General features: G+C 37.2%; 12 protein-coding genes and 1 pseudogene. 5 read left to right on the forward strand and 8 right to left on the reverse strand.

Translation table 11 applies throughout. From position 1 onward, the window contains the following. Positions 1-9 precede the first annotated feature (9 nt). From D7V20_RS06750 to D7V20_RS06765, 4 genes are all read left to right on the forward strand, one after another. Complete coding sequence (locus tag D7V20_RS06750; RefSeq protein ID WP_120383548.1) at positions 10-759, forward strand: DUF6776 family protein; 750 nt, start codon at positions 10-12, stop codon at positions 757-759. Positions 760-777: 18 nt separating this feature from the next. Next, positions 778-1,194, forward strand: coding sequence for an ATP-dependent Clp protease adapter ClpS (gene clpS / locus D7V20_RS06755; RefSeq protein ID WP_120383549.1), 417 nt, complete (start codon positions 778-780; stop codon positions 1,192-1,194). Positions 1,195-1,203: 9 nt separating this feature from the next. Continuing rightward, entirely contained in the window at positions 1,204-3,480 is a 2,277-nt protein-coding gene (gene clpA, locus D7V20_RS06760) for an ATP-dependent Clp protease ATP-binding subunit ClpA (protein WP_120383550.1), read from the forward strand. 143 nt (positions 3,481-3,623) lie between these two features. After that, on the forward strand, positions 3,624-3,977 hold the full coding sequence (locus D7V20_RS06765; protein ID WP_120383551.1) for a YnfA family protein: 354 nt from the start codon (positions 3,624-3,626) through the stop codon (positions 3,975-3,977). A 56-nt stretch (positions 3,978-4,033) separates the two neighbouring features. Here D7V20_RS06765 and D7V20_RS06770 read toward each other — a convergent pair whose 3' ends face one another. From D7V20_RS06770 to D7V20_RS06805, 8 genes are all read right to left on the reverse strand, one after another. Then, positions 4,034-4,516, reverse strand: a complete 483-nt coding sequence (locus tag D7V20_RS06770) for a lytic transglycosylase domain-containing protein (RefSeq protein WP_120383552.1) — start codon at positions 4,514-4,516, stop codon at positions 4,034-4,036. 230 nt (positions 4,517-4,746) lie between these two features. Beyond that, positions 4,747-5,310, reverse strand: a complete 564-nt coding sequence (locus D7V20_RS06775; protein ID WP_120383553.1) for a hypothetical protein — start codon at positions 5,308-5,310, stop codon at positions 4,747-4,749. 25 nt (positions 5,311-5,335) lie between these two features. After that, on the reverse strand, positions 5,336-6,280 hold the full coding sequence (locus D7V20_RS06780; protein ID WP_120383554.1) for a phosphatidate cytidylyltransferase: 945 nt from the start codon (positions 6,278-6,280) through the stop codon (positions 5,336-5,338). Continuing rightward, a complete protein-coding gene (locus D7V20_RS06785) occupies positions 6,277-6,960 on the reverse strand; it encodes a lysophospholipid acyltransferase family protein (RefSeq protein WP_407923934.1) in 684 nt (227 codons plus the stop codon). Before D7V20_RS06785 ends, D7V20_RS06780 begins: the two co-directional genes overlap by 4 nt. Before the next feature lie 72 nt (positions 6,961-7,032). Then, positions 7,033-7,467: a hypothetical protein gene (locus D7V20_RS06790; RefSeq protein ID WP_120383556.1), complete on the reverse strand. Its 435-nt coding sequence runs from the start codon at positions 7,465-7,467 to the stop codon at positions 7,033-7,035. Then, positions 7,464-8,822, reverse strand: coding sequence for a phosphatase PAP2/dual specificity phosphatase family protein (locus D7V20_RS06795; protein ID WP_120383557.1), 1,359 nt, complete (start codon positions 8,820-8,822; stop codon positions 7,464-7,466). The genes D7V20_RS06790 and D7V20_RS06795 overlap by 4 nt, the downstream gene beginning before the upstream one ends. Before the next feature lie 76 nt (positions 8,823-8,898). Then, positions 8,899-10,647 (reverse strand): bifunctional alpha/beta hydrolase/class I SAM-dependent methyltransferase, encoded by a 1,749-nt coding sequence (locus D7V20_RS06800; protein WP_120383558.1) that lies wholly within the window; start codon positions 10,645-10,647, stop codon positions 8,899-8,901. A 23-nt stretch (positions 10,648-10,670) separates the two neighbouring features. Beyond that, complete coding sequence (locus D7V20_RS06805) at positions 10,671-11,306, reverse strand: CDP-alcohol phosphatidyltransferase family protein (protein WP_120383559.1); 636 nt, start codon at positions 11,304-11,306, stop codon at positions 10,671-10,673. Between the two features lie 144 nt (positions 11,307-11,450). Between D7V20_RS06805 and ybaK the strand changes: the two are divergent. Then, positions 11,451-11,917: pseudogene (gene ybaK, locus D7V20_RS06810) on the forward strand (Cys-tRNA(Pro) deacylase). Positions 11,918-11,949: the final 32 nt, after the last annotated feature.

Raw genomic sequence — 11,949 nt, forward strand, 5'->3', positions numbered from 1 at the left:
GAGATGACGATGCAGAACACAGAAACCAATACCGCGTCACAGCCCACTCAAACGCCAAAAAAATCTTTTATACAAGAGAATATGCCGCTGATCGTTGGTGGTGTTGTACTTTGCTTAGGCAGTACACTTTTGGGTTATACAGTTGGACATCGCCAAGGGTTGACGGCAGTTGGTTATGATGCAGATGCTGAACAATTGGTCGAAGTTGTTAAACAGCAAAAAGCAACCTTAGGTCATTTAAATAAAGGTCTAAATGCCGCAGTACAAGAGCGTGATGTTGCTGTATCAAACTCAAATGATCTGTTGCAAGCATTGAATAAGGCCAACGCAGATAAAGTACAAGGCGATATCACCAGTGCAATTTACCGTGATATTTTAAAGCAACGTGGTGGTTTGAGTCTGACTATTCAAAATTTAGCAGTAAAATCATTACCTGAAAATGCCTATGAATATCAATTAGATTTAATTCAAGTTAGCCCGAGCAACCGACGTGCGTCAGGTAGTGTTGAAATTCGTTTGATCAGTGGCACGGAAGTGCTGACTGTACCTATGGAAGATGCGAACTTTAATTTTGCAGATTATGAACGCCTTACTGGGCGATGGACGATGCCGAAAGGATTTAATCCACAATTCATTGAAATTCGTCTCAATGGCGCTACGCCAGTCATTAAGCGTTTTGCATGGTCACGTGGGCAAGCTGTTGAAAATACAGCTGCATTTGCTGCTGAAGTTCCACAAGCTGAAGCAAATTCTCAATAATTTATGTATCTAAATATTATGCGAAGTATAAAGCGCCAAATCAGCTTAAATGAAGTGAAATCCTCATTCCAAGCGTCAGGTTATGTCGATTGGCATTTGAACACACGTATGAGCAATACTGACGATCCAGATCATGGACAAGACGATATTGCTGTGCAGACTGCACCACCCGAAGTGAAACGTCCACCGATGTATGCTGTCGTTTTATTGAACGATGACTATACGCCAATGGACTTTGTTATTGAAATTTTACAACAATACTTTGCTTTGAATCTTGACCAAGCCACTCAAGTAATGTTAACAGTACATTATGAAGGTAAAGGTGAAGCTGGTGTTTATCCGCGAGACATCGCAGAAACAAAAGCTAACCAAGTAAATAACTATGCTCGGTCGCAAGGTCATCCGTTACTTTGTCAGATTGAGCCAAAAGAATAAGGGGGTTTCATGCTCAGTCGTCAATTAGAGGTTTCACTACGTTTGGCTGTTAGCATGGCTCGTCAAAAGAGACATGAGTTTCTTACAGTTGAACATTTATTGTTGGCTTTACTTGATAATGATTCTGCAGTGAATGCTTTGAAAGCATGCGGTGCTGAAATTATAACTTTACGTAAAGAGTTGGAAGAGTACGTTGAACAACATACACCTAAATTGGGTGAAAATAGTGATCAAGCGCCGCATCCAACTGAAAGTTTTGACCGTATTTTACAACGTGCAATTTTTCATGTTCAATCGAGCGGTGGAGATCGTACTGTTGAAGGTGCAGACGTATTAGTTGCAATGTATTCTGAACGAGATTCTTTTGCAGTTTATTTGCTTAAACGCCATCAAATCAATCGTTTAACTTTGACACAATATTTGTCACATGGTGCACGCAAAGAAGAAATACAAGTTGAAGAAGAGTCTGATGATTTAGACGGTGAATCAAGTTCTTCAGCAAATGCAGGCCCATTAGAGCTTTACACGTTAAACCTAAATGTTGAGGCACAAAAAGGCAAAACAGACCCATTGATTGGCCGTGAAAAAGAAATTGAACGTGCTGCGCAAATTTTATGCCGCCGTCGTAAGAATAACCCGTTATTGGTCGGTGATCCAGGGGTAGGAAAAACCTCGATTGCTGAAGGTTTAGCTTGGTTAATCGTGAATGGTAAAGCACCTAAACCACTTCAAAATGCTGAAGTATTCAGTTTAGATATTGGTGCATTGGTTGCAGGTACAAAATATCGTGGTGATTTTGAAAAACGTTTAAAACAACTTTTAAATGCTTTGAAAAAGAAACCAGAAGCGATTTTATTTATTGATGAAATCCACATGATTATTGGTGCTGGCTCAAGTATGGGCAGTACGATGGATGCATCAAACTTAATTAAACCAGCTTTAGCCAATGGTACATTACGCTGTATCGGCTCTACAACATTCCAAGAGTATCGCCAAGTCTTTGAAAAAGATCATGCTTTATCACGTCGTTTCCAAAAGATAGATGTGAATGAACCATCAATTTCAGAAACGATTGATATTCTGCGTGGTTTAAAAGTGAAATTTGAAGAATTTCATCATGTTAAATATGATGATATGGCTTTAGTTTCAGCAGTAGAATTGTCTGCTAAATTCATCAATGATCGCTTTTTACCCGATAAGGCGATTGATGTGATTGATGAAGCAGGGGCGCAACGTCGCTTAAAAGCAGAGCAAGATGATACGTTAATCACGGTTGAAAATATTGAAGATATCGTCTCTAAGATCGCACGTATTCCACCGAAAACTGTTTCTAAAGACGATAAGTCTGTACTTGAATATCTTGAACGTGATCTTAAACGTGTGGTATTTGGTCAAGATGAAGCGATTACTGCATTGGCCTCTGCAATCAAATTATCACGCGCGGGTTTAAAATCACCAGACAAACCTGTAGGTAGCTTTGTTTTTGCAGGTCCGACAGGTGTAGGTAAAACAGAAGTCACTAAACAGCTTGCGAAATTGCTTGGTGTCGAGTTGGTTCGTTTCGATATGTCTGAATATATGGAACGCCATGCGGTTTCTCGTTTGATTGGTGCACCTCCAGGTTATGTTGGATATGACCAAGGCGGTTTGTTAACAGATGCGATTCATAAAAATCCACATTGTGTTTTATTACTTGATGAAATTGAAAAAGCACATCCAGATGTCTTTAACTTGTTATTACAAGTCATGGATCATGGTGCTTTGACAGATAATAATGGGCGTAAGTCAGATTTCCGTAATGTAATCATTGTATTAACCACCAATATTGGTGCTGAGAGCATTTCACGTACCAGTATTGGCTTTACGGAACAAGACAATAGCAATGACAATCAAGAAGCGATGAAACGAGCCTTTGCACCTGAATTCCGTAACCGTTTAGATGGTGTGATTCAATTTAAAGCATTGCAAACGACTGTTATTGAATCTGTTGTAGATAAATTCTTGACAGAACTACAAGCACAGCTCGATGAGAAAAAAGTTGTTCTTGAAGTAGATCAAAGCGCACGTGATTGGATGGCTGAAAATGGCTATGATCGATTAATGGGTGCACGTCCAATGCAACGTCTTATCCAAGAACACTTGAAGAAACCGCTTGCTGAAATGATCCTATTTGGCGAGTTGGCAGATCATGGTGGAAATGTCGCAGTGTCTGTGAAGAAAGAAAATGGTAAGTCTGTAGGGCTTACACTGGAAGTGTTTGAAGATCAAACTGCAGAACCTGCTTAAGGTTTTAATCTAGTGTTATTCTCTTGATTGAAGGTGACCCGTGTTTACACGGGTTTTTCTTTATCAATGATAATGTCACATTCAAATTAACAATTTCAAATATTCTGCAAAAGTAGAATGAATCTAGGTCCCAATTATATTTTATGGATATTCAACTGACAAAAATATTTACAACTTTTCTTTTGTTTTTAGTGACAGCAGTTGCAGAAATTCTGGGTTGTTATTTTCCTTATTTGATTATGAATCAAAATAAAAGCCATTGGTTGTGGATTCCAACTGCACTGAGTTTAGCTGTATTTGTATGGTTATTAACTTTACATCCTGCGGCTTCTGGACGTATTTATGCTGCTTATGGTGGGATTTATATTTTTACAGCATTGATGTGGTTAAGATTCGTTGATCAAATAAGTTTAACACGTTGGGATATTATGGGCGGTATCGTCGTTTTGATCGGTGCTGCTTTAATTATTTTACAGCCACAAGGTTTAACTCGTTAATGAATAAGATTCTATCATTAACGAGTTTGATCATTTTCAAAACTATTTTCAAAACACTATAAAGCAGACTTCAATTGTTTTTGATGTTTCTTGACTTGTTTTGCATATTTTTTGCCTTGGCGGCGCATTTTCCAACTCGACTCATAATTGCTTGGTCCAACATTATAATAAGCCAAAGCTTTCTTCCAACTGCCTGCAGATTGATTATATTTGGATAAAATCATCGTACCACAACGAATATTGGTGTATTCATTGTATAAATCACCAGGGCACGATTGCTGCCAATAACGAGGCATAACCTGAGTGAGTCCAACAGCCCCAGAAGGTGATACTGCATAACTGCGATAGCTTGATTCTTGGCGAATTGTTGCAGCAATGAGTAATGGATCAACGTCGAATTGTTCAGCACTTTGTACAATCATTGGTGACACACGATTGGCTACATCAGGTGAAACAGAATATGCTTTTTGAATGCCTGTTGAGAGCTTTCCAGCACGTTTTTGTATAGAGCCACCACCTAAAGAAGAACAGCCTGTCATAATCAGTACAAGGGAGAATATAACGGTATTTTTTAATGTATGGCTGTTGCTTAAAGGGTTGTATAAATTCAAAATAAAACCAATAACGTGTGTTTAAATGTGCTTTGATGTTATGTGGCACAAGGCTTTGTGTCAATTATAGAAGTTTTATAAAATTATTAAGATATTCACTTAATATTCAATCAATTTTTGTTTTCATTACATTCATCATGCTATAAATTTGGCAGTTGTTAATTGGCTTTTTTTAACATAATCGCAAGCATTAAATGTAATGCGTTTTCAGGACTATATTGCACTTCATATGGTTTTTTGCCATTTGGAGTATAAATTGCATAAACAATCGGAATATTCAGCTTATTTTTTTGAATTAATTTTGAATTTTCGGGACTCATTTGTTGAGCAATTTCTGTTAATTTTGATGTATTAATCTCTTGTTTGATCGTAGCTTTGCAAATGTATTGCGCATCTTCGAAACGGTCATGAATGATATCGAGAACTGCTTGTGATTCTTGGGTATTTTCAGATTTTAATTTTTCAATATTTAGTTGTTTAATCTGTTTTAGCTCGATACCCACTATAGATTGGGAATCTCCCTGAACAGGTGTAGAACTTTGTGTTAAGCGTGCTCTTAACTGATCAATTTTGGAAAGCGGATTGATATTGATCTGATTGGCATAAAGTTTTTTAACCGAATCAGTCACTTGTTCATCATTACAAGGGCTATTATTGAATAAACTACAGCCTTGCAAGGCGAAAGCTAGGCTTAAAAAAGTCACAACTCTTTGGATTTTCATTTATTTTTTCCTATCTATGAGTCGATTAACTCCACCAATATCTTAGGATATGAAAGAAAATGGGTGCAGAAAAACAAATAGAATCAATACGATCTAACATTCCACCATGCCCATGAATCAGTTGCCCCCAATCCTTAACTCCACGATCACGTTTAATTGCAGACATTACCAGACCGCCAAAGAATCCAAAGATACAAACCACCAATCCAATACCAGCCGCTTGGACATAACTAAAAGGCGTTAACCATGCCATTGCAGTACCCAAAGCCGTTGCTAAGAGAATACCACCGAGTAGACCTTCTACAGTTTTTGAGGGGGATAAAATAGGAGCAACTTTATGTTTTCCAAATAATTTTCCACAAACATACTGTAACACATCGGAGACTTGAACCACCATGATTAACCAGATGGCTAGCCAAATCGGTTCACCTTTAAATTCAGGTAACTTCAAATTCAACAAAGCTGGAACATGTGAGATACAGAATACACTGACCATGAGCCCCCATTGAATTTTTGAACTGCGTTCTAGAAAATGAGTTGTATCTTCTTGTTTTAAACTAGCAATTGGAATCAATAAAAAAACATACAGTGGAATAAAAATTGAATAAAGACCGTACCAGTCGGTATAAATTAAATAATATTGATAGGGAATAACAAAATAGAATGCGATAAGTAATGGAAAATAATCGCCACGTCGAGTTGGTAGTAAGCTAATAAACTCGCGTAGGGCAAACAGAGAAATAATCCCAAATAACACAATAAATGCTGTTTTTCCCAGTAAAATCGCAGCAGCAATCACGATAAGCATGACCCACCATGCATTGATTCGTGCATTTAAATTATCGATAACCGAGGATGGTTGAGCGCCTGCTTTTTGTTTAAGAATAAAACCAACAGTAGATGCAAAAACTAAAATTCCTGCAAAAATAGTAAATAAGAGATAGGTTTTATCAAGATTATTTAACATCATTGATTTTCAACCTCTTTTAATTCTAATAATTGTTTTTGCGCATAATCAATAAAGCTTGTTTTATCCATTTCCAAATGTTGCTCTAAAGGGCATCCAAAACATACTGTCGAAAGTAATGGCAGTGGAATAAATGCACCTTTGGGCATGACACGTCTTAAATTTGAAATCCAAACAGGAACAATTTCAATTTCAGGGAATTGTTTGTGTAAATTATACAGTCCACTTTTGAATGGTAATAAATCTATATCATCATTCAGATTACGCGTACCTTCAGGGAAAAAGATAATAGAATAACCCTGCTCAAGCGCATCTTTCACAGGTTGCAAAGGGTCAGTATTATCTTGTTGATTGCGCCGAATCGTTACGCCATTAAACGTATCTTGAATGAGGAATTGTCGAAATCCATCTTTAAGCCAATAATCGGAAGCGGCCACAGGCTTGGTTTTTCGACGCATGATTTTAGGCAAAGATGACCACAGCAAAATAAAATCGATATGACTATTATGGTTTGCATAATAAATTCGCTGTTTTGGCACAGGTTGACAACCGATCCATAAACTACGTGTGCCAGTGAGTAAACGTGCGCCACGACGTGTAAAAAAAGCAATTAATCGTGCAAGTGAACTCGATGCAAAATTGTGTTGCGGTTGAGCTAATGTGCTGTTTTTGTCATGTTGCATCGGTGTTTTATTCATTCTATAAACCAATTTTAGCAATAATTTCAAGAGGCTTTGTGGCTTCAAGAAAAAGGTTTATTGTGTCAATAACTTATAAATTAAGGTAATTAAAACAAAATATTGTATGAACAGTAAAGTAATTTGCAGTTTAAATAAACCAAAACAGCCTTTAAAGCGTAAAGACCAATCACGACCAGCTTTCGATTCAGGCATGAGTTTGAATTGCATTAATGATTGATCGAACTGTTGCGTTAAATTTTCGATTGATACAGTATCAGATTGTCGTGCAATAATTTCAATCAGCTCGCTATCAAATTTCAGCCTGAGTGACAAGTAATGGTGAATCATCATAAGGCTGAAGCTTAGAATAATAAATATCCAAAATTCAAGAGATTGCCAGCCTTTAAGTAATATCGCCATAATCGATAATATAAAAGCGACATAGCCTGAAATGAGCAAACCATGGGTCGCAGACAAAAGCTTTGCCACCACATAAAAGTTCATTTTCATGGGGCTAATCCTTTCAATTTTAATTGATAAGTATTTAAGTTTTTGATTTGTACTTCGTTAAGCTTAACCCACGGTCGAGCGGATTGAACCATTTGAATGGCATCATTCACATGTGCTGCATGCTGTTTTTGTAACAGCCAAGCGCATAAAATAGCGCTACTTCTTGAATAACCTAAGGCACAGAAAATTAATATATTTTGTTGCGAGTGCTGTGCTGAAGTTGTATCAATCAACTGGTTGAAAGATTCAACAGCTTGTTGAAGTTGATCTGCTTGTAAGGGGATTAAGTCTAAACTGGTGTATTGAAAATATGAACTTTTAGCATACACGGGTAACTCTGCAACACAATCAAATACGGCTTGATATTTTTCAGTTGTAGATCGTGTTGGGATACGACCTAAAAAAATGGTTGTATTTTCGAATTTAAAAATTTGGGAATCTTCAGGATGTTTTTTTGTCCATATTCGACTATTCAACCATGCAAATATTAGGTAGGGCGCAAATAACATTTTTGCTGCGATGCTCAGATTACCATCTGCTTGTTTTTGGAAAAAATGTGGTCGAACCAAAGCATAACTTAATGCTACGCCAAATAAGCTGATCGCTGGATAAAGTAACCATAATCCCCAAGGTTTGAGCCCATATGCCAAGATAAGACAAAGCACTGTACCGCAAAGGTAGTAACTGCCTAATTTTAAATGCTTTGGCGTTAAAATTTGCAAACCATCTTTTTTAAAGGGTGATTTTGCAGTGATTGGAAATAGCCATAGACAGAATGCACCTGCCAATAGACCTGTTGGAATATCGATAAAATGGTGTTGCCATGTCGTGAGTACAGAGATTCCTATTAAGAGTGACCAAAAATCGACAAGATATTTCCATCGACCTGGGCTATGTCTATGGAAGAAGTCCCAAAGAATGACCAATAAAACGATATGTAGAGAAGGAGCCTGATTAAAAGGTTTATCAAAACCCATCAATACATCAAACCATAGACCAAAAAACCCGTCTAATGGAGGTCGTTCAAAACTAAATTTAAGTGGGAATAGTAGAAAGCAACTAATCGAAATCAGTTGCGCTGTAAATAACCTAAGCGCATGCTGTTTCAGCTCGAATTTATTCCAACATAACAATAAAGACAATCCATAAAAAAGATCAATTGACCAATAAGGCACAATGCTCCATGCCCAAAGCGGAATGTGTTTTTCCCAGTCATAGACAATACTAGGCACATTCAGCAGCTGCGATGCATAGTTATTTGCAAATCCATAAGTGAGAAAGAAAAAGGGTGCAAGGAAAATTAAACAAAGGATTCCCCATTTCCAAGTGCCTGTTTCTTTATTCAGTATTTGCATAAAACATCCATAGATTATTATTGTAAAGTTATAAATAGACGACATGATTCAAAGAAGGATCATGTCGTCAATGCTTTTAAAGCTTTTGAGCGACGGAAACTGTAAAAATTCCAAACTCATCAATACATTGATCTACTTTTTTAAAGCCTGCCGCTTCAACGAGTGCGTCCATTTCTGCCTGAGAACGTAGACGCATGACCCATGCATCACCTTCACGATGTGAGGTTAATGCACGTGCAATAAATTCTTGCTGAGGGTGCCAAATTTGGCCTGTATAGATCAAATATCCATCTTTGAGAATGGCTTTACTTAAACCTTCCAGTGATTGACGAAGTAGATCATTATCACTAAACAATTCATATAAACCAGAAACCACAGCCAAAGATTGTTTGGGTTTGACGGATGCAAGAGATTGAGTATCAAAGGCATCTGCTTGAACAAATTCAGCGATATCAGTTAAACCACGTTCAGCAATCATTTGTTGCCCAGCTTGGACATTAATATCACTATAATCACGCAGTAAAATCGAGTCCGGACGCTTTGATAGTTGTGTAACAGCATCAAGAATATAACGACCATGTCCCGAAGCAATATCCATGATTCTAAGTGGTTTACGTTTTTTGATGAGAATGTCAGCGTATTTCTGTACGAGATGTTCAATATTCTGTTTACGAATACGGATGCCACGCCAACCAATCGCATTGAGATATTGTCGATCTATAATTTTTCCAATTGGATTGCTACTTTCAGTTTGGTTGCGATAGACAAAATCTAGTGTGCTACCTGAGTCATAGCCAGTATCTTCGCCAATTTTTAAGCCTTTAGATAAATGACTGCCTATTTTCAAATTCTTTTTAGTCATTTCCCAAAATACATTCTTGATGGATTTTGCTGGCAATGGAGCACTTAAATCTTCTGCAATCGCACAACTTGAACCAATTTTATCGGCATTTAAAAGATCAGGTGCTTGATATTCAACAGCAAAACATTGCTGAATAAAGCGACGAATTTTCTCAGTCGCAATATGACGGTCTTTTTCGCCCAAAGTATCGTGAAAGAAGCCATCGAGTATATGAAATTCTTTTTTAGGATGCGGTAGTTTTTGATAAAACTGTTTTTGTGGTTTTTGGAAGACCACGAAATCTGAGCCTGAACATAAAACCTGTGTTGGAACAAAGATATTTTGTGCATCTGCGACAATACGTTTCGAAGCATCGTATAGTCCCAACAACATTCTGACCGAAATCGCTTTGGCAATTTTCGGGTCGGTATCATAACTCTGTGCACGCTGTTGATCATGCGTGAGCATATTGGCTTTAACATAGCTTTGTATAAAGAAATTACCACGTAGTTTAGCCATCACTCTTAAGCTTGGTTCAGCAAAAGGCACATACAATTTAATATCAAAAGCAGGAGAGGCTAGGCAAAGTGCACGAATTTTAGGTGCATAATCATGCACCCAAGTTGCAGCTAAAACAGCACCAACACTTTGCGCAACGACAGCGATATTTTCCGATGAAATTGCATATTGTTGTTCAATATGTTGTACGAACGATTGAATGTCTTTAACACATGCAGAAAAACTGGGTGCATCACCACGCTCACCAGGTGAATCTCCATGACCACGTGCATCCCAAGCGAAGAAATCAAAATCAGGTAAATTGAGCTCGTTGACTAAATGTGCCATACGCCCAGAATGTTCATGTCCACGATGAAATAGAATGATGGCTTTTTTTGTTTCCGATGGTGTATCAGTTGCCCAATGTTGATAAAACAATGCAGTTCCATCATGACTGGTAAAGGTTTGTTGAGTATTGTTATACATCTGTTTTACCCTGAATAATAAAATTACGACACTGTCTTTAAACTATTTTTAATTCGGTTATAAATGGTGAGCGCAAGGAGCAGGCCAATTAGAATCAGTATGCCATTACACATCCAACTGAGAAGTTGCAAATTTGTACTGATTAGGGGAAATATCACAATAATAACAGCAATTAAACCAAACCAAAAAGCACGATCACTTTTCCCCATCGGGCCATCATAACGACGTTCTTGACCAATAAGTGGCGCCATAACACCTGTATATTCGCTTAGAAGGGCAAGAAAAACGATGAGTAACAACAGTTTTGCATTTATAAAGCCAAAAGCCATAAAACAAAGATAGAGTGCTGTATCGGAAATAATGTCACACAATTCATTATAAAAAGCGCCCAAATTAGACTGTTGTTTAAACTCACGTGCCAACATGCCATCAATGGCATTGAATGCCATACGAATCAGCATCCACAAGGGGAATAATAACAACAGCCAAGAAATAGAATGCGTTAAATAATGTTGATATAGAAAATAGCCTAAGCAAATTGAAATCAGCATTGCTAATATCGTGACTTGATTCGCTGTGATTCCCAATTTGAATAATCTTTGCACAAAGGGACGCAATAAGTTCTGAAATGCTGGTTTTAATTGATAAATAGAAGGCATCGTTTTAATAAATATTCGTAATTGTTGAGATTTTAAGCAGATTACTGATGATTTATCAAGTGCTATAAATAGCCTAAGCAAATTTAAATTTTATTTTAAAACGCTTATACTGATCTCTCTAAATACTTTATATCCTAGATTCAAATGACACCTGCTTGCAAAGTTTTGAAATCAAATAAAATCGAATTTTCAATACATGAATATCAACATGACACCAATGCCAAAAGCTTTGGTTTGAAGCAGCAGAGAAGCTTGGATTACAAGTAAATGAAGTATTTAAAACACTGTTGGTAACGGATGATAAAAATTATTTTGTTACTGTTTTACCTGTAAATCATCAACTTAACTTAAAAAAAGCCGCCAATGCTTTTGGGTGTAAAAAATTGCATATGGCAGAACCAAAAGATGCAGAACGTTTAACAGGTTATTTGGTTGGTGGTATTAGTCCACTCGGACAGAAGAAGCGCTTAAAAACGGCGATTTCTAATCAAGCGTTAGAACTGACAAAAATGTATATCAGTGGTGGAAAAAGAGGGCTCGATGTCGGGCTACATCCAAATGATTTGGCGAAGGTGTTAGGCGCAGTTTTTGCTGATATTGTCGATGATTAATTGCATGAGCTTTTCTGGTTAAAAATATATAA

The sequence above is a fragment of the Acinetobacter rongchengensis genome (assembly GCF_003611475.1).
In the GTDB taxonomy this organism is placed as follows: domain Bacteria; phylum Pseudomonadota; class Gammaproteobacteria; order Pseudomonadales; family Moraxellaceae; genus Acinetobacter; species Acinetobacter rongchengensis.

Coding starts and splice junctions, on each gene's coding strand:
- D7V20_RS06750 (WP_120383548.1), top strand. CDS start 10: ATGCAGAACACAGAAACCAATACCGCGTCACAGCCCACTCAAACGCCA.
- clpS (WP_120383549.1), top strand. CDS start 778: ATGCGAAGTATAAAGCGCCAAATCAGCTTAAATGAAGTGAAATCCTCA.
- clpA (WP_120383550.1), top strand. CDS start 1,204: ATGCTCAGTCGTCAATTAGAGGTTTCACTACGTTTGGCTGTTAGCATG.
- D7V20_RS06765 (WP_120383551.1), top strand. CDS start 3,624: ATGGATATTCAACTGACAAAAATATTTACAACTTTTCTTTTGTTTTTA.
- D7V20_RS06770 (WP_120383552.1), bottom strand. CDS start 4,516: ATGACAGGCTGTTCTTCTTTAGGTGGTGGCTCTATACAAAAACGTGCT.
- D7V20_RS06775 (WP_120383553.1), bottom strand. CDS start 5,310: ATGAAAATCCAAAGAGTTGTGACTTTTTTAAGCCTAGCTTTCGCCTTG.
- D7V20_RS06780 (WP_120383554.1), bottom strand. CDS start 6,280: ATGATGTTAAATAATCTTGATAAAACCTATCTCTTATTTACTATTTTT.
- D7V20_RS06785 (WP_407923934.1), bottom strand. CDS start 6,960: ATGCAACATGACAAAAACAGCACATTAGCTCAACCGCAACACAATTTT.
- D7V20_RS06790 (WP_120383556.1), bottom strand. CDS start 7,467: ATGAAAATGAACTTTTATGTGGTGGCAAAGCTTTTGTCTGCGACCCAT.
- D7V20_RS06795 (WP_120383557.1), bottom strand. CDS start 8,822: ATGCAAATACTGAATAAAGAAACAGGCACTTGGAAATGGGGAATCCTT.
- D7V20_RS06800 (WP_120383558.1), bottom strand. CDS start 10,647: ATGTATAACAATACTCAACAAACCTTTACCAGTCATGATGGAACTGCA.
- D7V20_RS06805 (WP_120383559.1), bottom strand. CDS start 11,306: ATGCCTTCTATTTATCAATTAAAACCAGCATTTCAGAACTTATTGCGT.